General features: G+C 69.5%; 19 protein-coding genes. 8 read left to right on the top strand and 11 right to left on the bottom strand.

Annotated features, from left to right (window positions below; translation table 11 throughout):
- Positions 1 to 159 precede the first annotated feature (159 nt).
- The gene (locus tag GLO27_RS10695) at positions 160 to 1,914 is read right to left on the bottom strand and encodes a glycoside hydrolase family 3 N-terminal domain-containing protein (RefSeq protein WP_167254839.1); all 1,755 of its coding nucleotides are present in this window, start codon (positions 1,912 to 1,914) and stop codon (positions 160 to 162) included.
- 2 nt (positions 1,915 to 1,916) lie between these two features.
- Entirely contained in the window at positions 1,917 to 3,215 is a 1,299-nt protein-coding gene (locus GLO27_RS10690) for an MFS transporter (RefSeq protein ID WP_167254837.1), read from the bottom strand.
- Between the two features lie 133 nt (positions 3,216 to 3,348).
- Here GLO27_RS10690 and GLO27_RS10685 point away from each other — a divergent pair, with 133 nt between their 5' ends.
- Positions 3,349 to 4,626 carry a TetR/AcrR family transcriptional regulator gene (locus GLO27_RS10685; protein ID WP_167254835.1) on the top strand — a complete coding sequence of 426 codons (1,278 nt, stop codon included), beginning with the start codon at positions 3,349 to 3,351 and terminating at the stop codon, positions 4,624 to 4,626.
- A 38-nt stretch (positions 4,627 to 4,664) separates the two neighbouring features.
- Here GLO27_RS10685 and recQ read toward each other — a convergent pair whose 3' ends face one another.
- Positions 4,665 to 6,686, bottom strand: a complete 2,022-nt coding sequence (gene recQ, locus GLO27_RS10680; protein WP_167254833.1) for a DNA helicase RecQ — start codon at positions 6,684 to 6,686, stop codon at positions 4,665 to 4,667.
- 206 nt (positions 6,687 to 6,892) lie between these two features.
- On the opposite strand from recQ, the gene GLO27_RS10675 reads away from it, so the two are divergent.
- Complete coding sequence (locus GLO27_RS10675; RefSeq protein ID WP_167254831.1) at positions 6,893 to 7,237, top strand: GNAT family N-acetyltransferase; 345 nt, start codon at positions 6,893 to 6,895, stop codon at positions 7,235 to 7,237.
- Positions 7,234 to 8,169, top strand: coding sequence for a pirin family protein (locus GLO27_RS10670; RefSeq protein WP_167254829.1), 936 nt, complete (start codon positions 7,234 to 7,236; stop codon positions 8,167 to 8,169). Before GLO27_RS10675 ends, GLO27_RS10670 begins: the two co-directional genes overlap by 4 nt.
- 1 nt (position 8,170) lies before the next feature.
- On the opposite strand, the gene GLO27_RS10665 is transcribed toward GLO27_RS10670, so the two are convergent.
- The 7 genes from GLO27_RS10665 to GLO27_RS10635 form a co-directional block, all read right to left on the bottom strand.
- Positions 8,171 to 9,628, bottom strand: a complete 1,458-nt coding sequence (locus GLO27_RS10665; RefSeq protein ID WP_167254827.1) for a cation acetate symporter — start codon at positions 9,626 to 9,628, stop codon at positions 8,171 to 8,173.
- The gene (locus tag GLO27_RS10660; protein WP_021198463.1) at positions 9,625 to 9,999 is read right to left on the bottom strand and encodes a hypothetical protein; all 375 of its coding nucleotides are present in this window, start codon (positions 9,997 to 9,999) and stop codon (positions 9,625 to 9,627) included. The genes GLO27_RS10665 and GLO27_RS10660 overlap by 4 nt, the downstream gene beginning before the upstream one ends.
- Positions 9,996 to 10,733 (bottom strand): LytTR family DNA-binding domain-containing protein, encoded by a 738-nt coding sequence (locus tag GLO27_RS10655; protein WP_021198462.1) that lies wholly within the window; start codon positions 10,731 to 10,733, stop codon positions 9,996 to 9,998. The genes GLO27_RS10660 and GLO27_RS10655 overlap by 4 nt, the downstream gene beginning before the upstream one ends.
- A 5-nt stretch (positions 10,734 to 10,738) precedes the next feature.
- Positions 10,739 to 11,920, bottom strand: coding sequence for a histidine kinase (locus GLO27_RS10650; RefSeq protein ID WP_021198461.1), 1,182 nt, complete (start codon positions 11,918 to 11,920; stop codon positions 10,739 to 10,741).
- A 31-nt stretch (positions 11,921 to 11,951) separates the two neighbouring features.
- Positions 11,952 to 12,197, bottom strand: a complete 246-nt coding sequence (locus GLO27_RS10645; RefSeq protein WP_021198460.1) for a YbdD/YjiX family protein — start codon at positions 12,195 to 12,197, stop codon at positions 11,952 to 11,954.
- A 16-nt stretch (positions 12,198 to 12,213) separates the two neighbouring features.
- Complete coding sequence (locus tag GLO27_RS10640; RefSeq protein ID WP_021198459.1) at positions 12,214 to 14,499, bottom strand: carbon starvation CstA family protein; 2,286 nt, start codon at positions 14,497 to 14,499, stop codon at positions 12,214 to 12,216.
- 192 nt (positions 14,500 to 14,691) lie between these two features.
- Entirely contained in the window at positions 14,692 to 17,910 is a 3,219-nt protein-coding gene (locus tag GLO27_RS10635) for a S8 family serine peptidase (protein WP_167254825.1), read from the bottom strand.
- 167 nt (positions 17,911 to 18,077) lie between these two features.
- Between GLO27_RS10635 and GLO27_RS10630 the strand changes: the two genes are divergently transcribed.
- The 5 genes from GLO27_RS10630 to GLO27_RS10610 all read left to right on the top strand — a co-directional run bounded on the left by GLO27_RS10630 (position 18,078) and on the right by GLO27_RS10610 (position 22,692).
- The gene (locus tag GLO27_RS10630) at positions 18,078 to 18,623 is read left to right on the top strand and encodes an ECF transporter S component (protein ID WP_167254823.1); all 546 of its coding nucleotides are present in this window, start codon (positions 18,078 to 18,080) and stop codon (positions 18,621 to 18,623) included.
- A 77-nt stretch (positions 18,624 to 18,700) separates the two neighbouring features.
- On the top strand, positions 18,701 to 20,392 hold the full coding sequence (locus tag GLO27_RS10625) for an ABC transporter ATP-binding protein (RefSeq protein WP_167254821.1): 1,692 nt from the start codon (positions 18,701 to 18,703) through the stop codon (positions 20,390 to 20,392).
- Positions 20,389 to 21,207, top strand: a complete 819-nt coding sequence (locus GLO27_RS10620; protein WP_167254819.1) for a CbiQ family ECF transporter T component — start codon at positions 20,389 to 20,391, stop codon at positions 21,205 to 21,207. The genes GLO27_RS10625 and GLO27_RS10620 overlap by 4 nt, the downstream gene beginning before the upstream one ends.
- A 10-nt stretch (positions 21,208 to 21,217) precedes the next feature.
- Positions 21,218 to 22,093, top strand: coding sequence for a siderophore-interacting protein (locus GLO27_RS10615; RefSeq protein WP_167254817.1), 876 nt, complete (start codon positions 21,218 to 21,220; stop codon positions 22,091 to 22,093).
- Positions 22,090 to 22,692 carry an ECF transporter S component gene (locus GLO27_RS10610; protein ID WP_167254815.1) on the top strand — a complete coding sequence of 201 codons (603 nt, stop codon included), beginning with the start codon at positions 22,090 to 22,092 and terminating at the stop codon, positions 22,690 to 22,692. The genes GLO27_RS10615 and GLO27_RS10610 overlap by 4 nt, the downstream gene beginning before the upstream one ends.
- Positions 22,693 to 22,814: 122 nt before the next feature.
- Here GLO27_RS10610 and GLO27_RS10605 read toward each other — a convergent pair whose 3' ends face one another.
- On the bottom strand, positions 22,815 to 23,054 hold the full coding sequence (locus GLO27_RS10605) for an HNH endonuclease (RefSeq protein WP_347878404.1): 240 nt from the start codon (positions 23,052 to 23,054) through the stop codon (positions 22,815 to 22,817).
- Positions 23,055 to 23,063 lie beyond the last annotated feature (9 nt).

Below are 23,063 nucleotides of genomic sequence, written 5' to 3'. Positions count from 1 at the left end.
CATTCGTCCAGAAATCGTCCGGTGAACGTCTTCGCGCGAGACATTTCGAAACGTGGTGACCGTGCAGCGACGGGATGCTCCCGGCGAGAGGATGCCGGGACGCCGAACCGCCCCGCATGCCGAAGCTTGCGGGGCGGTCTTCCGGACGGTGCGACCGGACTAGAGCGAGAGCCCGTGACCGAACCGGAACAGCGGATCGGCGGTGTCGAACGGCACATCGGGACGGGAGGCTTCGACAGCGTCCATCGACCGCGGCAGGTCGAACGGCAGCCTGCCCTGGGCGGGGAACGCGGCGCTGAGCACGTCGAGGAGCGCGGCGCTCGAGGCCCCCCAGTTCACGGTCACCGCGGCCGCGGCCTCGACGATCGGGGTGAGGATCGGCGGACGATCCGCGAGCACGTCGACGACGGTCGGCACGACGGCGGCGACCGCGCGGACGTGCGCGACCACATCGTCCGAGAACGCGAGAGAGCCCGCGTGGAAGAAGTTCTCGAACATCGTCTCGCGCTCTTCGAACGGAGCCTGCAGGCGGATGACGGCCAGGTCGGCTTCCTCCGGCGTCGTGACGATCTCCCCGAACGATGCAGCGACCGTCGCGTCGACGCCCTCGACGTAGAGCTTGCGGCCGGGGGCCAACGGCAGGGCACCGTCGTTCGCGAGCACCGTGATCGAGGCGCGCTGGGCGGCCTCCCCCGCGGCTCGGAAATCGGCTCGCCCGACGATCTCGTCGGCCGCGTCCTCGTCGACGTACGGGTTCTCGAACAGCCCGAGCTCGAACTTCTCGCGCAGGATGCGGCGAGCCGAGACGTCGAGTCGCTCCTCGGTCACCTCACCGTCGGCGATGAGCTCGAGCAGCAGCTCCGGGTTCGCTTCGCCGCCGAACTGGTCGGCTCCGGCCTCCAGCACCTTCTTCATGCGCTCGCGCGGCGTGAGATCCTCCACGCCCCAGGCACGTGCGGGGAAGGGCTGACCGAAGATCTCGGAGTCGCTGATCAGGCCCCAGTCGGTGCACACGAGACCGTCGAAGCCGTAGCGCTCACGCAGCAGGCCGGTGATCACGGACTTGTTGAACCCGAATCCCACCTCCTCGTACTCCGTGCCGACGGGCATCCCGTAGTACGGCATCATCTGCCGGGTCCCCGCGGCGAGCGCGTCTTCGAACGGCTTCAGGTGAAGCTCGAACTCGCCGCCAGGATAGATCTGCTCGCGGCCGTAGGGGAAGTGCGGGTCCTCGCCGTCCTTCTGCGGACCGCCTCCGGGGAAGTGCTTCGTCATGGTCGACACCGATCCGGGCCCGAAGGACTCCCCCTGGAACCCGCGGATGTAGGCGGCGCCGAGCCTTCCCGACAGTTCCGCGTCTTCGCCGAAGGTCGCCGTCTGCCGCGCCCACCGCGGCTCGGTCGCGAGGTCGACCTGCGGGTGCAGGGCCACGCGCAGCCCGACCGCCGTGTACTCCTGTCGGGCGATGTCGGCGAAGCGCTCGACGAGCGCCTCGTCACGGGTGGCGGCGAGGCCGAGGGTCTCGGGCCATTGCGAGAAGGGGCCGGCGAGGATCGATGCCCCAGGGTTCTCGCTGAACGAGTGCCGCGGGTCGGTGGACAGCGTCACCGGGATGCCGAGGCGCGTGGATGCCGCCAGGCGCTGCAGCGCGTTCTGCCACGCCGCGATCTCCCGACCGGTGGGCGCGGCGCCGAGCAGGTTGAAATGCGTCATCCGCTTGGTCTCGAGGAACTCACGGGCCGACGGGGTCGCGAAGATCGGGTTGGGCTCTTCGAGGTCGCCGATCGCGATCATCGTGTGGAAGAAGAGCCCGGCCTTCTCCTCGATCGTCATGGCGTCGAGCAGCAGCTGCACCCGTTCGTCGACGGGGAGATCGGTGTCGAGCCACGGGCGTGCGGTGATGGTCTCGGTCATGGTCACTTGACTCCCTTGATGCGGTAGACGAGAACGGCGCCGGCCAGCGCGACGACCGCGCCGAACAGGTACCAGGTGGTGTAGCCGCCGAGCGGTGTGGCTGCGCCGATGGCGATGATGCCGGGGGCGATGGCCGGGGCGATGGACTGCGGCAGAGCATTGGCGATGTTCAGCACACCGAGGTCCTTGGCCACGTCGTCGGGGTTGGGCAGCACCTCGGTCGCGAGGGCCAGGTCGACCGAGAGGAAGGACCCGGCGCCCAGACCGATGATCGCCTGCGCGATGATGACGGTCGTGACGTCGGGGGCGACGGCGAGGATGACCAGCCCGACCACCATGATCACGCCGGCGATCGCGACGAAGGGGCGACGCTTGCCGATCTTGTCGGAGAGGAATCCACCCAGCGGCGAGGAGATCGCCATCGCCGCCATCGAGGCGAGGTTGGCGGCCAGGATGATGCCGACCGCGCCCTGCTCGTCGAGGCCGAACTTGGTGACGAGGTAGAGCGGCAGGAAGGTGGCGATACCGGCGTAGCCGAACATCACGAAGAACTTGGTGAGCCAGGTCCAGCCGAAGTCGGGGTGCGTGCGCGGGTTGAACACGAACGAGCCGAAGAACATGCCGACGGTGAACTTGTCGGCCGGCTTCTCGGTGAGGCGGCGGTCCTTGAGGATCAGGACGAACACGATCACGAGGATCAGTGCGATCACGCCGGGGACGACGAAGCGCTCGAAGTCGCCGGGGAGGAAGTTCACGAGGAAGCTGCCGGCGAGGATGCCGATCGGGGTCGTGATGCCGATGATGCCGGAGACCTTGCCTCGGCTGGTGACCGGCACCTGATCGGGCAGCGTGGCGTTGGCCGCGGCCAGCACGGCGTTCATCGCGGTCTGCACGAGGCACCAGGCGAGCAGGACCATCCACACGGAGGTCGCCGAGCCGATGAGGAGGAAGCCGCCGAGCCCGACGATCGCGCCGCCGAGGATCCACGGACGACGCATGCCCCAGAGCGAGGTGGTGCGGTCGGAGAGTCGACCGACGAGGGGGTTCGCGATCAAGGCGAAGATCGCGCCCACGCCCATCACGAGTCCGAGGCTGCCCTCGGTGTTCACGGGGTCGATGTGCTGGATCTTGAATGCCATCGACACCATGACCGGGGTGAGCAGGGCGAGGTAGACGCCGAAGTTCACGGCGGCGAGGCCCGGCGTGTAGCCGCGCGGGGTCTTCGGCGGCGTGGTTCCGGGGGCCTTGAACCCGGTGGTGCCGACCGCGGCCGCCGTGGCGGCGGATGACAGCTCTGTCATGACAGTCCTTTCGATTCACCGCACGTCTTCGGGCGATGCGGTCTGGGATGACGATACACCAATCTCGACCGTCTGGTAACTGAAACCAGACCGATTGGTAATGAGCGAGGATAGGATGTGGAAGGAGGATGCGATGACGACGACGGCGACCGGCTCCCGGCACGCGCGCGCTGCCGCCACGCGCCAGCGGATCCTCACCGCCGCACATGACCTGTTCGTCACCCGCGGCTACCGGTCGACGTCTCTGCGCGATATCGCCACCGCGGCCTCCGTCAGCCATCCAGGGCTCCTCGGCCATTTCGCCTCGAAGGACGACCTGCTCGGCGAAGTGGTCGCCGAGCTCGAAGCCGAGAACGAGACCGTGTTCAGCGCCATCTCGGCCGCCTCCGAGCCGGGCGAGCTGGTGTTCGCCGGCATCGCCGAGCGGAACGCGCGCACCGCGGGCTACCTCGAGCTGTTCGCCGCGCTCACGGGCGAAGCCTCTGCTCCCGGACACCCTGCGCACGAGCGGATGCGCGCCCGGTACTGCCGACTCCGCTCGCTGAGCATCGACGTCCTGGAAGACGCGAAGCACCACGGCGTCATCGCGGCCGATCGCGATGTCGACGGGGAGACGGTGCGACACACCGCCGGATGGGACGGGCTGCAGCTGCTGTCGCAGTATCTGCCTGATCGGGTCGACGTGGTGGAGATGCTCGAGGAGCGGGAGAACCTCTGGGCACTGCCGCTCGGGTGGCGGAACCCCGACGACGAGCCCTCGTCGGACACCTCTGACCCGGCGGGGCCCCTGCCCGCACTGCGCACGACCGCTGCAGCCGACGTCGATCCCGGCTATGCGGTCGGCCGTCGTCGTCGCGCGCAGATCCTCGCCGATGCGACCCGCCTGTTCGCCCGCGACGGCTACGGCGACACCAGCCTGCAGGACATCGCGACCGCGGTCGGGGTGTCGAAGTCGACGCTGCTGCACCACTACCCGTCGAAGGAACTGCTGCTCAGCGCCGTCCTGACCGAACGCGACAGCGCCATCAACCAGAACCAGGGGTTCGCCGGCGCCGCGTCAGCGGGCGAGCTGCTGCGCGGCATCCCCGACGGTGCCGCGCTCAGCGCGCAGGAGGAACCCGGTCTGATCGAGGTGTATGCGGTGTTGTCGTGCGAGGCCGTGCCCGCCACCCACCCCGCGCATGACTACTTCGCGATGCGGTTCGCGAACGCCCTCGACTACTTCACCGAGCTCTTCCGGCTCGCCCAGGTCGACGGCGACCTACCGGCGCACCGCGACCCCGCGCACGAGGCCACGTGGCTCATCGCGATGTGGGACGGACTGCAGTACCAGTGGCTGTACGACAGGGAGCGGCTCGACATCGCCACCCACCTGCGCGCACATCTCGACGACGTGCTGCCTCCGCGCTGAGCGCGCGCGGAGTCGGGCGGTGATGGTCAGGGCTCAGATCAGGCCGCAGCGATGACCGCGAGAACACCCTTGCCGTACGCCTCGCGTTTCTTCGCGCCGATGCCGGTGATCCCGTCGAGGTCGGCGAGGGAGGCAGGACGATGCTCCGCGAGCGCGCGCAGGGTCGCGTCCCCGAACACGATGTAGGCGGGGACGCCCTGCTCGCGAGCGGTCTCGGCCCGCCAGGTGCGCAGCGCCTCGAACAGACCCCGGTCTCCGGCGTCCAGGGCATCGGCGGCACTGGCCTTGCGAGCCCGACCGGACGAGGTCGGACGCCCGATCGTGTCCTTGCGCAGCGGTACAGCCGTCTCGCCGCGCAGCACTCCGGCGGCCTGCTCTCCGGGAGCGAGGGTGCCGTAGTCGCCCTGCGCGACCAGGATGCCACGAGCGAGGAGCTGCCGGACGACGCTGCGCCAGTCCTGATCGGAGAGGTCGTTGCCGATGCCGTAGGTCGCGAGCTTCTCGTGTCCCTGCTGCCGGATGCGCTCGGTCGAGGCGCCGCGGAGGATGTCGATGAGGTGGCCGGCACCGAACGCCTGATTGCGCTCACGCTTCAGCCGCACGATCGTCGAGAGCAGCTTCTGCGCGGGCACGAGCCCGTCGAACGTCTCGGTGTTCTCGAGGCACGTGTCGCAGTTGCCACAGGGCTGCGATTCCTGACCGAAGTACCCCAGCAAGTTCTGCCGGCGGCACTCCACGGTCTCGCACAGCGCGAGCATCGCGTCGAGGTGCTGACCCATCCGCATCTTGAACGTGCGGTCGCCGGGGCTCTGGTCGATGAGCCGGCGCTGCTGCACGACGTCGCCCAGACCGTACGCCATCCACGCCACAGAGGGCTCGCCGTCGCGGCCGGCGCGACCGGTCTCCTGGTAGTAGCCCTCGACCGACTTCGGCAGATCGATGTGCGCGACGAAGCGCACGTCGGGCTTGTCGATGCCCATGCCGAACGCGATGGTCGCGACCATGACCACGCCGTCTTCACGGAGGAAGCGCGCCTGGTTGGCCGCCCGCACCTCGGCGGGCAGACCCGCGTGGTACGGCAGCGCATCGAACCCCTGGGCGGCGAGGGAGGTCGCCGTCTGCTCGACCGATTTGCGGCTGAGCGCGTAGACGATGCCTGCCGCGCCTTCCGGCTGCGAGCGGATGAACTGGACGAGCTGCTTGCGCGGGTCGACCTTGGGCACGATGCGGTACTGGATGTTCGGGCGGTCGAAGCTCGCGACGAAGTGGGCGGCACCCTCGAGGTGCAGCCGCTCGGTGATCTCCTTGTGCGTCGCCGCGGTCGCCGTCGCCGTGAGCGCCATGCGCGGCACCCCGGGGAACCGCTCGCCCAGGTCGCCGAGAGCCAGGTAGTCGGGACGGAAGTCGTGACCCCACTGCGACACGCAGTGGGCCTCGTCGATCGCGATGACGCTGAGCGTTCCACGCTGCAGCAGCGCGGTGGTCTGTGCGTTCGAGAGGCGCTCGGGGGCGACGTAGATGAGGTCGAGCTCGCCGGCGACGTAGGCCCGCTCGACCTCGCGACGCTCGTCGATCGCCTGGGTGGAGTTGAGGTAGGCCGCCTTCACACCGTTGGCCCGCAGGGCATCGACCTGGTCGTGCATGAGCGCGATGAGCGGGCTGATCACGAGGCCCGTGCCCTCACGGACGAGGGCGGGCACCTGGTAGGTGATGCTCTTTCCGCCACCGGTCGGCATCAGCACGACGGCGTCTCCGCCGGCGATGACCTGCTCGACGATGTCGGCCTGGTCGCCACGGAACTCGTCGTAGCCGAAGACGGTGTGCAGAGCCTCGCGCGCGGTCGCGTACCGGCTCGGCGTCGCGCGACGAGCGGCCGGAGCCGCGGATGCGGGGGCCACCGGCGTGACCGGACCCTGACCCCAGTCGAGCGGCGGCTCGTAGCCCGCCCCCTGCGGCTCCCAGTCCATCGGCTCGGGCGGGGCGGACGACTCCCAGCCGTCGTCGTAGGGCTCGTCGGCGTACGGCAGGTCCGCGTACGGGTCACGGGGAGTCTGCGGCATCCCTCCAGCGTAACGACCCCCGCCGACGCGGGAGGCGCTTCCTCCACACCCTCGACCGCCCGGCTGCCGAAACCCAGACCACCCGCCTCCCCCACGGAGTGTCGCACTCCGACGCGCCGGTGCGGCAGCAGACGGTCTGGGTTTCCGCCGGGCCCGACCGCGCACGCGGGGCGTAGGTTGGAGGCATCCGTTCGAAGGAGCCTCCGATGACCGACATCACCGTGACCCGCAACGACGACGAATCGCGGTACGAGATCCGCTCCGACGACGTGCTCGCCGGCTTCGCCGCGTACGACCTGCGCCCCGGATCCATCCGCTTCATCCACACCGAGGTCGACCCGGCGTTCCAAGGCCAGGGGCTGGCCGGGAAGCTCGCTGCCGAGGCGCTGGCGGATGCGGCAGGACGGGGTGACGCCATCGTGCCGCTGTGCCCGTACATCGCCAAGTACCTCGAGACGCACGAGGTGGCCGGTGCCGAGATCCGCTGGCCGAAGACCCCCTCTGCACCTGTGGGAACCGCGGGTGAGGACCCGACGGGCCGCGCCGAATGATCGGGCAGCACCGCCTCCTCCTCGAGCCCCGCGAGGTGCCGCTCGGCGGGGTGCGCGGCATGAACGTGCTGCGCGCGCTGCCGCACCGCAACCTGCCCACGATCGGCGCCTGGTGCTTCCTCGACCGTTTCGGACCGGCCGACACGAAGATGCGGGTCGAGCCGCACCCCCACATCGGTCTGCAGACCGTGACCTGGCCGCTCGTCGGAGAGATCCGTCACCGCGACTCGCTCGGCAGCGACGCCGACCTGCGTCGCGGGCAGCTGAACCTGATGACCGCGGGCAACGGGATCTCGCACTCGGAGTACTCGATCGGCGAGGATCCCGTCCCCCTCGATGCGCTGCAGTTCTGGGTGGCGCTCCCGGATTCGGCCCGCCACGGCGCTGCCGGGTTCGAACGGCACACCGCACTGCCCGCACTCACCGTCTCGGCCGACGAGGGAGCGGATGCCGAAGCCACCGTCGTGCTCGGCGAGTTCGCCGGCGTGCGCTCGCCCGCCACGGTGCACACCCCGATCGTCGGGGCCGAGATCGTGCTCGCTCCCGGCTCGCGTGTGCATCTGCCGCTGCGCTCCGACTGGGAGCACGCCCTCATGCTCGTCGAGGGAGATGCCGTGGTGGCCGCGCATCCGCTCGATCGCAACGCACTGCTCTACCTCGGCGACTCCCGCGACACCGTCGAGGTGTCGAGCACCGAGGGGGCCCTGCTGTTCCTGCTCGGCGGCGCGCCCTTCGAGGACGACATCGTGATGTGGTGGAACTTCGCCGGCCGCTCGCATGACGAGATCGTCGAGGCGCGCGAAGAGTGGGAAGCGGAGTCCGTGACGGGAGCGGCATCCCCCCGCTTCGGCGCGGTCGACGGTCACGACGTGCGCATCCCCGCTCCGCCGCTCCCTGACGTGCGGCTCATGCCGCGCAGCCGGAAACTCTGACTCAGCCGCGCTCGGGCGTGTGCACACGAGCGAGGAAGCGCTCTGTACGCGGCGACGGTCCCCGCGGATCGAGGAGCGACACCACGACCGTCACGGCCGTGGCGAGCGGGATCGTCCAGGCGGCGGGCTGCGCGAGGTAGGGCGCGGCCACTCCGACTCCCCCGACCGCCGCGTGCACGAGCAGCGCGAGTCCGGCGGCGATCCCGCCCGACAGCATCCCGGCGACCGCGCCACGGGCGGTGAGTCCTCGCCACCAGACTCCCAACAGCACGACCGGCGACAGCGTCGACGCCGCCACCACGAACACCACGCCGACGCTCGACCCGAGGCCGGCTGGTGCCGTGAGCAGCGCCACCACGAGCGGCACCAGCGCACAGAGCACGGCCGACAGCCGGAACGACCGCACCGAACCGGAGAACACGTCCTGACTGATCACGCCGGCGAGCGACACCACGAGGCCGGCCGATGTCGCCAGGAACGCCGCGAACGCCCCCGCGACGATCAGCGCGGTCAGCAGTTCGCCGAACGCTCCGGGGAACACTCGCGACGGCAACAGCAGCACCACCGTGTCGGCGACACCGGGAACCGCGAGGTCGGGAGCGGCGATGCGCGCCAGCAGCCCCATCGTGCTCGACACCGCATAGAACGCGCTCACCATGCCGATCACGATGACGGTGGTCCGCCGCGCCGACACCCCGGTCGGACTCGTGTAGAACCGCACCAGCACGTGCGGGAGCCCCATCGTCCCCAACAGCAGTGCGAGCAACAGGGATGCCGTCTCGTAGGCGTCGAAACCCGAGGGCCCGGCCTCGATGGGAAACACCAGCGCGGGATCGACGTCGTGCGGACCGTCGCTGAGGGCGAACGCGATGAACACCACCGGCACCAGGAGCGCCGTGAGCTTGAGCCAGTACTGGAACGCCTGCACATAGGTGATGGCCCGCATGCCGCCCGCGGCGACCGCCGCCGCCACGAGCACCGCGACGGTCACGGCCCCCACCCATTCCGGAAGGCCGGCCACGACGAGGAGCGTCAGCCCCGCTCCGTGCAGCTGCGGCACGATGTAGAGCCAGCCGATCACCAGCACCGCGATGCTGGTCACGCGCCGGGCCGACGTCGACTCCAGCCGCGCCTCGATGAAGTCCGGGATCGTGTAGGCGCCGCTGCGCCGGAGCGGCGCCGCCACGAACGCGAGCACCAGCAGGTAGCCGGCCGCATAGCCGATCGGGAACCAGAAGCCGCGGGCGCCGTCGAGCAGCACGAGACCCGACAGTCCGAGGAAAGTGCCGGCCGAGAGGTACTCGCCGCTGATCGCCGACGCGTTCCACACCGGCCGCACGGTGCGCGAGGCGACGAAGAAGTCTCCCGTCGTGCGCGAGATGCGCAGTCCGTAGACCCCGATCAGCAGGGTCGCGACGATGACGAGCGCGACGCCGATGAGGTCGAGCACCGCGTTCATTCGCGATCACGGAGCGCCCGGTATCGGCGCTCGTTGCGGGCGGCCGTGCGCACGTAGAGCACCGCGAACACGAGGATGATCGGATAGAACGCGTAGGCCTGCAGCAGCCACGACAGCGGCAGGCCCCAGACCACGACCTGTCCGACCTCGGGGACGAGAGCGATCGTCAGGGTCAGCGCGATGACCACGACGACGAACCCCGCGACGGTCCCGAGCGCGAGCCGGAGCTGACTGCGCATCAGGGCGCGCGCATACACGGCATCCGCCTCGTCGACGGGCGAGCCGGGGAGCGCGATGCCGCGGGTGAAGGTGGTCGGCCTCCGATCGGGCAGGTCGGCCGTCACACGAACCCGCTTCGGCTTCTCGGTCATCCTGCCCCCTCTCCGCGCAGCAGCGCGTCGCGCACCGCGGGTACCAGTCGCCGGCTGACCGGGAGAGACGTCGCACCGATCGACACGGTGGGCTCCGACCCCGACAGCCGCGCCTCGGTCACGGCGGCGATGCGCACGAGCGAAGAGCGGTGGATGCGGAGGAACCCGGCATCCGCCCATCGCGCCTCCAGCTCCGAGATCGGGATGCGCACCAGATGACCCGTCCCATCTCCGGTGTGCAGTCGGGAGTAGTCCCCCTGCGCCCGCACCCAGCGCACGTCGCTGCGTTTCACGAACCGCACGACCGAGCCGACCGTGACCGGCAGCATCTCGTCGTCGCCCGATGCCGCGGCGTCCCCGAGCTCGACCACCCGGTCGACCGCCCGCCGCAGACGCTCGAGGCGCACGGGCTTGAGCAGATAGTCGGCGGCACGCAGCTCGAACGCCTCCACCGCCTTCGCCTCGTCGGCGGTGACGAACACGACCGCCGGAGGTTCGGCGAGGGTCAGCAGCGCCCGCGCGAGCTCCATCCCGGTCAACCCTGGCATGTGGATGTCGAGGAACGCGATCCGCACCGCGCGCTCCGACATCAGCCGCAGCGCATCCGCGCCCGACGACGCGGTGAGGATCTCGCCGATGCGGGCGTCAGTGCCGAGCAGGTGGACGAGCTCGTCGAGGGCTGGACGCTCGTCATCCGCGACGAGGACGTCGATCGAGGGGGCGCTGTTCGTCATGATCGTCAGTCGGCGTCCGGGTCGTGCTGCGGCTGAGATTTCGGGACCCGCATGCGCACCAGGGTACCGGCGCCGGTGTTCGTCTCGACCACCAGCCCTCCGTCCGCACCGTAGAGCTGGCGGAGCCGGGTGTCGACGTTGCGAAGCCCCACGTGCACACCGTCGTCACCGGCCGTCAGCGTGGTCCGCAAGGCTTCCGGATCCATGCCGACGCCATCGTCCTCGACCGTGATCTCGGTGTGGGTGCCGTCGTCGCGCGAGGCGATGCGGATCTCTCCCCCGCCCTCACCCGGCTCGAGCCCGTGGCGGACCGCGTTCTCGACCAGGGGCTGCACCGAGAGGAACGGGATGACGGTCGCCAGCGTCTCCGGGGCGATCTGCAGGGTCACGCGGAGCCGATCACCGAAGCGGGCGCGCTCCAGTTCCAGATAGGAGTGGATGCTGCCGAGCTCCTCGGCGACCGTCGTGAACTCGCCCTGACGGCGGAACGAGTAGCGCGTGAAGTCGGCGAACTCGAGCACCAGCTCCCTGGCCCGCGCGGGGTCGGTGAGGATGAACGAGGCGATCGCCGTGAGGGCGTTGTAGATGAAGTGCGGGGAGATCTGCGCCCGCAGCGAGCGCAGCTCCGCCTCGGCCAGCTGCGTCCGCTGCGCATCGAGTCCGCCGAGTTCGACCTGGGCCCCGCACCAGTCGGCGACTTCTTCCGCCGCCCGCACGAGCGCGGCTCTGACCGGTGCCGCGAAGGCCACGACGACGCCCACCACGCGGCCGTCGACGAGGATCGGAGCCCCGACCGCCTCCAGGTCGTCCTCCCTGCCCTGCGCCGGGAACACCTGCCTCCGCCCCGAGGCCCCGACCTGGGCGGCGATGCGGCGGGCCGCGGATTCGAGTCCATCGGACGGACCGTCGAACGACACCGTGCCTTCCGCGCTCACGATCGCGACCGCCGCGCTGCCGAGCAGCACTCGCAGGTGACGCGCGGCTTTGACCACATCGGGATCCGAGAGTCCGGCGCGCAGATGCGGCGCCGCCAGGCTCGCCTGATGCAGTGCGGTGAGGGCGGCCTGTTCGGCGTCGCTTCCGAGGTCGGCGGCCCCGCGCGCGAGTCGGCGTGCGAGCAGGAGGAGCACCGAGAGGACGATGCCGCCGAGCACGCCGAGGATCGCTGCGAGAACGACGTCGGTCATGGTCCCAGCCTAGGCACCGGCGTGGCTGCGCTCAGCAGCAGCGGGCACCGGGGTTGCGATCCTGGTCGTCCATCCGCTGCCGCCAGAACTGCCGTTCGGTCAGCGGCTCCTCGTCCGGATGCTGTCGACGCTGATGGGCGACGTAGGTCGCATAGGCGGTGTCGCCCATCAGGCTCGTCATGTACCAGCGGATGCCGCGACCGGCCCGCGCCGCGGCGCTGAGCAGCGTCCGCAGCAGGGTGGTCGCGGCATCCGTCCGCCTCATGGTGTCGGCCATCTCAGGGGGATCGACATCAGTGGGTCGACGCCTTGCGCTCGTCGGCGAGGATCGGCTCCCACTGCTTCTCGAGCTCACGTTCTTCGGCGCTCGGCAGGAATCCGGCCGGGGCGAAGCGGCGCGAGGCCACGGGCGGCTCCTCGGTGTTCTCGCCGCCGCCGTTGCGGATGGCCCTGATCGTGACGATCACAGCGGTCACCATCACGATGATCGCCAGGGTCACGAAGATGATCGACAGCGTGCCCTGCACGGCGGTGTTGCGGATGACCGCGTCGAGCACCTGCGGCTCGCCGAGTGAGGTGTCTCCGCTGTCGCGTGCCGCGACGTAGCGGAAGTGGTTCGCCCAGTAGCCGATGGCCGGCACCGGAGAGGCGATCTTGTAGAGCGACGCCGTGATGGTCACGACCGCGGTGAACGCCAGCGGCAGGGCGATGATCCACAACCACTTGAAGTAGCTGCGGCCGCGCTTGGCGACGATGGCCAGCACCACGGCGAGCGCGATCGCGGCGAGCAGCTGGTTGGCGATGCCGAACAGCGGGAAGAAGGTGTTGATGCCGCCGAGCGGGTCGGTGACACCGAGGATGAGGATCGCGCCCCATCCGGCCACCATGATCGCCGTGCAGATCCAGACGCCGGGGCGCCACGAGACGTCGCGGAACTTGGGGAACCAGGCGCCGATCGAGTCCTGCAGCATGAAGCGGGCGACGCGTGTACCGGCATCCACTGCGGTGAGGATGAACAGCGCCTCGAACATGATCGCGAAGTGGTACCAGAACGCCATGAGCGCCTGACCGCCGAGGGCCTGCTGCATGATGTGCGCGAGTCCGAGGGCGAGCGTCGGGGCGCCACCGGTGCGGGACACGATCGACTCCTCGCCGACCGCGGCCGCCGTGCCGGTGAGCATCTCGGGCGTGAGATTCACCCCCGTCAGCCCCAGCGAGTTCACGAAGGCGACGGCCCCTTCGACCGTGCCGCCTGTCGCCGCCGTCGGTGCGTTCATCGCGAAGTAGATGCCCTGGTCGATCGAGATCGCGGCGACGAGGGCCATGATCGCGACGAACGACTCCATGAGCATGCCGCCGTAGCCGATGAAGCGCGTCTGGCGCTCCTTCTCGATGAGCTTCGGGGTCGTTCCGGAGGCGATCAGCGCATGGAACCCGGAGAGCGCCCCGCACGCGATCGTCACGAACAGGAAGGGGAAGAGCGGACCGGCGAACACCGGACCCATGCCGTTCTCGCCGAAGATGCTGACCGCGGGGACCGTGATCTCGGGGCGCACCAGCACGATGGCTCCGGCGAGCATGACGATCACACCGATCTTCATGAAGGTCGACAGATAGTCGCGCGGGGCGAGCAGCAGCCAGACCGGGAGCACGGCGGCGATGAAGCCGTAGACGATGATGCCCCAGGCGATGGTGGTGCGGTCGAGGTGGAAGATCGCCTGACCCCACTCGGTGCCGGCGACCCATCCGCCGCCGATGATCGCCGCCATCAGCAGGGCGAAGCCGATGATCGAGACCTCGGTGACCTTGCCGGGGCGGAGATAACGCAGGTACACGCCCATGAAGAGGGCGATCGGGATGGTCATGGCGACCGAGAAGACGCCCCACGGGCTCTCGCCGAGCGCGTTGACGACGACGAGGGCGAGGATGGCGACGATGATCAGCATGATCAGCAGCGATGCGATGATCGCCGCGGTGCCGCCGATCTTGCCGAGCTCCTGGCGGGCCATCTGACCGATCGTGCGGCCGCCGCGGCGCATCGAGAAGAAGAGCACCGTGTAGTCCTGCACGGCGCCGGCGAGCACGACGCCGACGATGATCCAGATCGTGCCGGGCAGGTACCCCATCTGCGCGGCGAGCACGGGTCCGACGAGCGGGCCGGCGCCGGCGATCGCGGCGAAGTGGTGACCGTAGAGCACACGGCGGTCGGTGGGGACATAGTCCTTGCCGTCCTGCTTGACCTCGGCGGGAGTCGCCCTGCGGTCATCGGGCCGGGTGATGTACTTCTCGATCACCTTGGAGTAGAACCGGTAGCCGATCAGGTACGTGCAGACCGCCGCGAACACGAACCAGATCGCGTTGACGGTCTCGCCGCGCACGATCGCGAGCATGGTCCAGGCGACGGCACCCAGCAGGGCGATCGCGGCCCACAGGATGATCTTCGGCAGGGTCCAGCGGTTCGCCTTCTCGTGATGCTCTTCGGTGAGGGCGACGGAGGGGAGTTTCGGATCGGTGACGATCACGGGCTCGTCGTCGACGAGTCCGGCGCCGTCGCGGCGGCGCGACGAAGGTGCGGTCATGGGGGTCTCCTCGGGGTACGCGACGTTGCGTTCCCCCACGTTAGGAAGACGACGCCGTCGGAGAGGACCGAGGGAGCAGGTGCTGCGACGAGCGGCGCCGTTCACGCGGTGAACGGATGCGCCCGCGCAACACGACAGCACGGCACCCCGTGGCCCTTCGACCACGAGGTGCCGTGCTGTCGTGCTTCCGTATTACTCCCGCTTCTCCCCTCGCGGTGCGGGAGTCGCCGGCGCTGACGTCTGCGGTGCGGGAGTCGCCGGCGCGGTCGTCTCCGGAGCCGGGGTCTCCGGCGCGGGAGTCTCGGGCGCCGGAGTCTCGGGTACCGGAGTCTCGGGCGCCGGGGTCTCCGGAGCCTTCGCCTGCGGCACGTCGACCGTCAGCACGGTGCGGACATCCGACTCGCCGTACTGCACGACCCCGAGGTAGCGGGTGCCGGCGGCCAGGCCGGTCCAGCTGAGGTCGTACGACGTCTGCGTGCCGCGGACCGCGGCGAGCGGGTTCGGCGTGGCGGTCAGGTCTCCCTCGCCGTCGGGCAGCACGTTGGCGTAGGTCATGTCCCACGTCATCGGGCCCGTCGTCGAGTAGATGTTGGCCACCACGAGGTACGTACCCGCCGTCGGCGACGGGATCGTAACCTGCTCATCCGCCGAGCCGGTCGCAGAGCGCCAGCGCTGGTAGTACTGCAGGTCGTCCGGGCTCACCACGCGGTACACGGTGAGGTCGAGATCGCTGCCCTTGTCATCGGACGAGTCGAGGTCGAACCGCGAGAGCGTCGTACCCTCCGGCACGTTCACGATCCACGACACGTCCTTGTTCGCATCACCCGACTTCTCGTCACCCGAGTGACCCTCGACCGGGTTGTCCGCATCGGCGAGCAGCTCGAACGGAGTCAGACCCGAGAGTCCGAGCGCCAGATCTCCGGTGAGACCGGGGGTGATGTCCACCGACGTACTGCCGTCGACACCACTGCCCGTGACCTCGGCCGGAGCATCGGCCGTGACCGGGAACAGCGCGATCGGAGAGCGCACCGAGTTCTTCGCACTCGTCCAGGTCAGCGAACCCGTGGCCCACTGCTCCACCGGAGCGCTCGCGTTGTCGAACGTGACCGTGAAGGTCTTCGTCTGACCGGGGCGATCGAACTTCAGCTGCTGCGGCGTGACCTTGATGTTCACTCCCGGCACGGAGGCCTTGGCGGTGAACGTGCCCTTCTCGGTCGAGGTGACCGTGCGGGTGACGGTCTGCGCGCTGGTCAGCGAGCCGATCGAGATCGACGCCTGGTTCAGATCGCTGCCGTCGATGGGATCGATGCCGGGGAAGTCCGACAACCCCTTCCCGTCGAGGAACGCCGCCCAGTCCTTCACACCGTTGAGGTAGAGCAGACCCGGGTTCAGGTACCGCTTCGGATTGACCTGACCCGCACCCTGCTCGAACGGGTTCGTGTTCTTCGATCCGTCGGGCAGCACCGTGTCGTAGGCGGTGGTCATCATCGCCGACTTGATCTCGGCGGGCGTCGCCTTCGGGCGCTCACCGAGGTACAGGGCCGCGAGACCCGCGACGTGCGGCGAGGCCATGGACGTGCCGGAGAGGATGCCGAAGGTCGGCTTCTCGCCCGGAGCGTTCTCGGTCGCCGCGAGGATCGCGACGCCGGGAGCCGCGATGTCCGGCTTCATCACGTCGCTGCCGTCTGCCAGCATCGGTCCACGGCTCGAGAAGCCTGCGATCTGCGGCGTCGGGGTGGTGACGCCCGTGGTGTTCTCCCCGACGAGCGTGATCGGACGATCCACGCCGCCCTGCACGTACGCGAGCACCGCGGCGCGGTGCACCGCGTTCAGGTGCACGGTCGGCACCGAGTGGAAGTCGTTGTCGAGCGAGTCGGCGCCACCGGGCACGTTCACGAGGACCATGCCCATGCCCCCGGCATCCTTCACGACCTGCGACTTCTCGGCGCGGGCGTTGCCGCCACGGTCGCAGACCACGATGTGTCCGGCGACCTTGGCCGGATCGAGGGTGCCCGGCAGGCAGAGCTGCGGATCCTTCGCTCCTGCTGCGGAGGCATCGACGGCGGCGATGGACGGGCCGGTGACCCTCTGACCGAACGGCACGCTCACCGAGGCTCCGGCCTGCGCGAACCCGTCGAACTGCACGGTGCCCTCCCAGGTCGGGATGGTCGAGGCGGCGACGGTCGTGTACCAGGGCGATGCGTGGTCGGCCGTGACCGGGGCGGGGCCGTCGTTGCCGGCGCTGGTCGCGACGAAGACGCCGGCAGCCGCGGCGTTGAAGAACGCGAGGTCCTCCGGGGCCATCACAGTGCTGGCGGCGCCGCCACCGATGGAGTAGTTGATCACGTCGACGCCGTCGGCGACAGCCTGATCGATCGCGGCGATGAGGTCGCTCTGCGCGCAGATGTCATCGTCCTTGGTCGACGTGTCGGGGCCGACGTAGCAGGCCTTGTAGGCCGAGATCTTCGCGGCCGGTGCGACTCCCGAGACCGTCCCGAAATCGACGTTCTCGATGCTGGCCTTGACCTTGAAGTTGCCCGCGGCAGTGCTCGCGGTGTGCGAGCCGTGGCCGTCGCCGTCACGCGGCGAGAGGTAGTCGTACTGGAAGTCGAACCCGGCGGCCTCGGCTCCGGCGTAGAAGTACTGTCCGCCGATGAGCTTCGAGGAGTAGTCGCTCTTGTCCCAGTCCTGGCCCTCGACCATCGCGGCCTGGAACTGGCCACCGTCGGACTTGTCGAAGTAGACGTAGGTGCCGTCGGTGTAGGGCTGACCACCCTTGTTGCGAGTGTTCTGCTGCTTCTGCTTCTTGATCTTCTTGCCCTCGAAGGAGGGGTGCTCGGGGGCGATGCCGGTGTCGATCACACCGACGACGACGCCTTCTCCGGCCTTCTCGACTCCTCCGGTCTGCTGCCACACGCCGCCGCGGCCCTTGCGGTCGTCGCCGAGACCGAGGTAGTCGGTCGAGGTCTGCGCATCGGGGTGGCGGATCTCGTCGGGGTAGACACCGAGCACGTCCTTCGAGGCACGGAGCGCATCGACCTGTTCGCCGCTGAGGTCGGCGCTGAACCCGTTCAGCACCACCTGATACGTCGTGTCGGGGGTCACGCCGATGTCGCTGACGAGGTCGGTCTGCTCGGTCTGGAGGTGCTCGACGTAGCGCTGCGAATCCTGCGACTGCGTCTCGAGCTGCTCGCCTTCCGCGGGCTTGGTGGCCTTCAGCCCCTTCACGTCGCCCTCATAGGTGGCGAGCGGATCCGACTTCATCACGACGATGTAATGTCCGGGGGTTCCTGCGACGGGGACGGGGTGCGTCACCTCCTCCGTCGCGGCGTAGCCGGTGGTTGCTGTCGATGCGATGAACAGCGTGGCCAGGGTGGCGGCCGCTGCCATCCGGAGGGGTGTTCGACCCATGTGGTGCTCCCGATGATCACGGTGCAACCGCGTTGCTGCACCGCGGCCAACATAGTCCCGCCCTCAGCGATCGACGCGAGATCTGGTCGATCGACCAGTCGGCATTCGCCGATCGACCAGGGTTATCCACGGCCGCCCTCCCGATAGGTCGACAGTAAGCTGGAGAGGTGGCCCGTACCTCCGTCCTGTCGACTCGAGTGCTGCTCGTCTGCGCGGCGATCGGCGTCGCGACGGGCATCCTCGCAGGCATCGCCGGATGGGTGACACCGGTGCTGCTGGCGAGCCCCCTGCTGTTCCTCTACGGACTGGTGCTCGGATCGCACGTGCTGCCGGGCATCATCGCGCAGGAGGTGCTGCGCCTTCCGCTCGTCGCACTGATCACTCATGTGTTCGCCGCGCTGATCGCGAGCGCCTTCAACCCGGCCTGGGCACTGCGCTTCATCGGCACCGCGTTGCTGTTCGGTCTGATCCAGGAGGGGGTGGCCGCCCTCACCCGATATCGCTCCTGGGGGCCGTGGCGGTTCTTCATCTCGGCAGCGATCATCGGGATATTCGTGGCCGTCGTGGTGTTCTTCGCCGCCCACCTCGCGGTCATGCCCCTGTGGGCGCAGATCCTCTACCTCGCGATCTCGGTGCTCGGACCGATCGCGTGGACCGCAGTCGGCCTCGCGATCGGTTCCGCGCTCAGTCGCGCGGGCGTCGCCCGCCGATAGGCGCTCGTCCCGCATGGAGAATCAGGTAAGGCTCAGCTAAGTTAGAAGCGTACGATCCGCCGACCCGGGACTTCGCCGTGCGCCCATCCGCGCCCCTGCTCCGCGTGCGTGACCTCTCCCTCACCCACGCCGATGCGGCGCACCCCTCGCCGCGCGACGTGACGTTCGACATCGATGCCGGAGAGGTCGTGCTCCTGCTCGGTCCCTCCGGTTCCGGCAAGTCGACGCTCACCCTCGCGCTCAACGGACTGATCCCCCACGCCCTCCCCGCGACGCTGGTCGGCACCGTCGAAGCCGGGGGCATCGACACCGCCAGCGCGCAGACGGCCACGCTGAGCACACACGTCGCGATGGTCTTCCAGGATCCCGATGCGCAGATCGTCACCGGCAGCGTCTACGACGAGGTCGCGTTCGGCCCCGAGAACCTGCGGCTTCCGCTCGACGTGGTCGAAAGTCGCGTCGAGGAGGCACTGCGTCGGGTCGGACTCTGGGAACGGCGCGACGAGAACCCCGACCACCTCTCCGGCGGCGGAAGGCAGCGACTCGCGATCGCCGGAGCCCTGGCGATGGGCTCTCCGCTCATCGTGCTCGACGAGCCGACGGCGAACCTCGATCCCCAGGGCATCGACGACGTGTACGCCGCCCTCTCGGAGGTCGTCGCGACCGGCGACCGCGCGATCCTGCTCGTGGAGCACAACCTCGACGCGGCGATGGCTTTCGTCACGCGCGCGATCGTGCTCGACGGCGACGGCCGGGTCGCCTTCGACGGCCCGGCCGCCGAGGTCATCCGCGACCACGCGGATGAGCTGGTCCGGATGGGAGTGTGGCTTCCCGCTGCCACCCTGGCGGCACTCCGCCTTCGGGAACGGGGATTCTCGCTCGCCCCCCTGCCGCTGTCGCCGCAGGAGCTCGCCGCAGCGCTCGATCGTGAGAACGTCTCGCCCTCCACCCCTCGGCGCGCAGCCGACGAGATCTCTCCACCCTCCGGCGAGGCGACGGCACGTGTCGAGCCGATCATCCGCGCTCGCGGGCTGACCGTGCGCCGACGCCGCACCGAGATCCTGCACGGGATCGATCTCGATCTCGAACCGGGCAGCCTCACGGCGATCGTCGGTGCGAACGGCGCGGGCAAGACGACGCTGATCCAGGCGCTCGCAGGGGTCGTGCCACCGCCTCGTGGCCAGGTGCGGGTCGACGGGATCGATCCGGGCACCGCATCGCCGCGCGACCTCGCCGCGCGCATCGGGTTCGTCTTCCAGAATCCCGAGCACCAGTTCATCGCCCCCACGGTGTTCGACGAGCTGGCCCACGGACTGCGGCTGCGGCACGTATCGGATGACGAGATCTCGACCAGGGTCGGCGAGATGCTGGCCCGCTTCGGCCTCGAGCACAAGGCGGGCGTGCATCCGTTCCTGCTCTCCGGCGGCGAGAAGCGAAGACTGTCGGTGGGGACCGCCCTGATCACCCGCCCGCGGGTGCTGGCGCTCGACGAGCCCACGTTCGGCCAGGATCGCGCCAGAGCCGCCGAGCTGCTCGACCTGCTGCAGAGCCTGCGCGCTGAAGGCACGACCATCGTGATCGTCACGCACGACCTCCAGCTCGTGGCCGAGCACACCAGCCACGTCGTGGTCCTGGCGGCCGGCCGGGTGCAGGCGGTCGGCCCCACCGCCACCCTGCTGCAGGACGAGCGGCTGTTCGCCGACGCGGGGCTGCGCCTGCCCCCGCTGCAGCGCGTGCTGGCCTCGGCCGGGCTCGGGGCGACCGCGTGACCACGACGACCTTCGATCCGTACGCACGTATCACGGCGACGTCGCGGCGGCAGTTCCTGTATGCGTTGAATCCGCTCGCGAAGGTCGCCGGGTTCGCGCCGGCGATGGTCCTGCTCGTGTTCGTGCGCGACCTGACGACGCCCGCCGCTTTCCTGATTCTCGCCTACGCGCTGATCCTGGTCGGGGCGCGTCTCACGGTTCGGCTCCTCGCTCTCCTGCTGCTCGGTCTCCCGGCCGGCATGCTCCTGGTGGGCATCGGGTTCTCCGTATGGGTCGACACCGGACTCGTCGCGGGCAGTTCCCCCGTCTTGCGGATCGGCGACTGGACCCTCTACAGCGGAGCGCTCCTGATCGGCTTCGCGACGGCGCTGCGGCTCGGATCGATCGTCGCTCTCGCGCTCGTCGGCGGGCTCACGACCAGTGGGCCCGACCTCGTGCGCGCCAGTGTGCAGCAGCTGCGGGTGCCGTACCGGATCGGCTACACGGCACTGGCAGCGTTCCGGTTCGTGCCGCGGTTCGGGCATGAGCTCGCCGTGATCCGGGCGGCCCACCGGGTGCGCGGTTACCACGGCGGACGCGGACCGTTCGCCCGCATCGCCCGCGGGTGGGGCTACATCGTGCCGCTTCTCGCCGGCGCGATCCGTCACGCCGAGCGGGTGGCGCTGGCGATGGACTCGCGCGCCTTCGGTGCGCATCCCACCCGCACCGAGCGGCACCTCGTCCCGTTCCGCACACGCGACACCGTCTTCACCATCGCGACCCTGCTGGCATCCGCGGCCATCTTCGTCGCCTTCTTCCCCTGGCAGCTTCCCTGAAAGGCACCCGATGGCATTCAGCAAGATGGTCAAGCCCGAGTCGACCGAGCTCATCCACCTGGTGGTGCTGCGTACGGAACGCCTGTCGGCGCACTGGATCAGGGTGACCCTCGGCGGCGGCGAGATCGAGAAGTTCCGCCCGATGGGGTTCGACCAGTGGTTCCGGCTGTTCCTGCCCATCGGCGGCGACGCGGGCCTCGACCGGGTGCCGGCGAAGGCCAACAAGATGTTCGGCTACCTGAAGTTCCTGCGCATCCCCGACGGCGAACGTCCGGTGATGCGCAACTACAGCGTGCGGGCATATCGAGCGGCCACGGCCGACGCCGGCGCCGAGATCGACGTGGACTTCGTCCTGCACGGCTCGGCGGCCGACGGAACGGCCGGCCCGGCGTCTCGGTGGGCCGAGGCCTGCCGGCCGGGCGAGCACGTGCTGATCATCGACGAGGGTCTCACCTTCAATCCGCAGCGCGGAACGGATCGTGTCGTGTTGGTCGGCGATGAGACCGCCCTGCCCGCGATCTCCTCGATCTGCGCCTCGCTGCCGGCGAACGCGGTCGGCACAGCGATCGTCGAGACGCCGAGCGAGGAGGATGCGCTGGAGTTCGCGCATCCCGCCGGCATCGAGGTGGTGTGGATCGCGCGTCCGCACGATGTCGCTCCCGGTTCCCTCGCTCTGGAGACGCTCGGCCGCACCGCCCTGCCGGAGGCCCCGTTCCATGCGTACGCGGCGGGTGAGCAGGCGCTCGCATCGGGTGCCCGCAAACACCTCGTCGGCGAGCGCGGGGTGGACAAGAACGCGGTGAGCTTCTGCGGATACTGGAAGATCGGTGCGGCCTCCCCCGCGTCGAAGGCCGCCCGCGAAGCTGCCGCGGAGCCCCTGGCATGAGCGCGGATGCCGCGGGCCGGACGCCCCGCGCCGGCGGACGGTTCCGCTTCCCTACCGCCATCCTGCTGACCTGCGCGGCACTCGGCGTCGCCGGAGCGGTGCTGCTCGCACCGATGAACTGGTTCTCGACCGTGCTGACCGGGCCGCTCCCGTTCGTGGGCATGGCGCTCGCCGGTCTCTGGCTGCTGCCGTCGGTGATCGCGCTGCGGTTGCTGCGTCGCCCACTCGTCGGCCTGCTCGTTGCCCTGATCGCCGGCCTCGTCATGGTGCCGTTCTCCGGGTATGGTTTCCGCACCGTGCTGACCAATCTCTGGTGGGCGGCATTCACGGAGCTGCCGTTCCTCTTCGTGCTCTGGCGCTACTGGGGCACGTGGATGCACTATCTCGGTGCGGTCACGGTCGGCATCGTGTACCCGATCTCCGCGTGGGCATGGTTCGATCTCGGGTCGATGTCGCTCTTCGCCCAGATCGCGTTCTTTGCCGTGACCATCGCGAGCTGCGTGGGCGGCACGGCCCTCGGCATTCTGGTCGCCGACCGTCTGCGCAGAGCCGGAGTCGGTGCGACCGGTGGCGACGGGGCCGGAGTCCGCAGGGCCTGAGTCCGCAGGCATCGCTGAGCCTCGAGAGCACAGGCGCCGACGTCACGCATCGACGTCATCAGGCACCGCGTCATCAGGCACCGCGTGATCAGGCCGGCGTCGTCGTCAGGCGGGCGTCGTCGTCAGGCGGCGATGTCGAAGCGTGCGCGCCCGCCGAGCCTCGGGGCCTGCTGTGGGTCCACATATCGGGGCGGTATGAACCACACCCGCGCTCTACCCCGGCTCCCACTCCCACTCCCGTTCCCGGGAGCGTCGATGCGGATCTCCCACCCGTTGTCGTGGATGCGATGGTGACAGGTCTCACACAGCAGCACCCCGTTGGAGAGATCGGTCGGCCCGCGATCGCGTCTCCACCAGCGGATGTGATGCGC

It is taken from the genome of Microbacterium sp. Be9 (assembly GCF_011754135.1).
Lineage (GTDB): Bacteria > Actinomycetota > Actinomycetes > Actinomycetales > Microbacteriaceae > Microbacterium > Microbacterium maritypicum_A.
The sequence above is the reverse complement of the archived record's forward strand: the minus strand, read 5'-3'. Positions and strand labels throughout refer to the sequence as shown.